The following is a 751-nucleotide window of genomic DNA, read 5'->3' on the forward strand; positions in this document are numbered from 1 at the left end:
AGGATGCGCTGGCCGGGATTCCCGAACGTGTGGAGTTGCCGACGGATCGGCCGTATCCGGCGGTGGCCGATCAGTGCGGGGACACGGTGGTGGTGGATTGGCCCGCGGAGCTGCAGCGGCGGGTGCGCGCCGTGGCGCGCGAGTGCGGCGCGACCAGTTTCATGGTGGTCCAGGCCGCGTTGGCGGTGCTGATCTCGCGTGTGAGCGCGAGCCCCGATGTGGTGCTTGGCTTTCCGACCGCCGGTCGTGACGACCCCGCGCTCGACGATTTGGTTGGATTCTTCGTCAACACGTTGGTGCTGCGGGTGGACGTGGCCGGTGATCCGACCGTCAGCGAGCTGTTAAGCCAGGTGCGTCGGCGTAGCCTGGCCGCCTACGACCATCAAGACGTTCCGTTCGAGGTGTTGGTGGAGCGGCTCAACCCGGTGCGATCGTTGGCGCATCATCCGCTGGTGCAGGTGATGTTGGCCTGGCAGAACTTGCCCGGTGATCCGGGGTTGGCATTGGGCGATTTGCAGGTGACCCAGCTGCCGGTCGACACCCGCACCGCGCGGATGGACCTGACGTTCAACCTGGCCGAGCGCTACACCGATGCCGTTGAGCCGGGCGGGATTTCGGGGGCGGTGGAGTTCCGCACCGACGTGTTCGATCCGGGCACCGTTAGCGCGTTGGTGGAGCGGTTGCGGCGGGTGTTGGAGGCGATGACGGCTGATCCGGGCACGAGGTTGTCGGCGGTCGATGTGCTCACCGA

Annotated in this window: 1 protein-coding gene; it reads left to right on the plus strand. The window is 67.0% G+C overall.

Features of this window, described 5'->3' with window-relative positions; all coding sequences use genetic code 11:
• Positions 1-751 (plus strand): condensation domain-containing protein (locus WU80_RS24795; RefSeq protein WP_231633914.1); only part of this gene is annotated, 751 nt, incomplete at both ends.

It is taken from the genome of Mycobacterium sp. UM_11 (assembly GCF_001414075.1).
In the GTDB taxonomy this organism is placed as follows: Bacteria; Actinomycetota; Actinomycetes; order Mycobacteriales; family Mycobacteriaceae; genus Mycobacterium.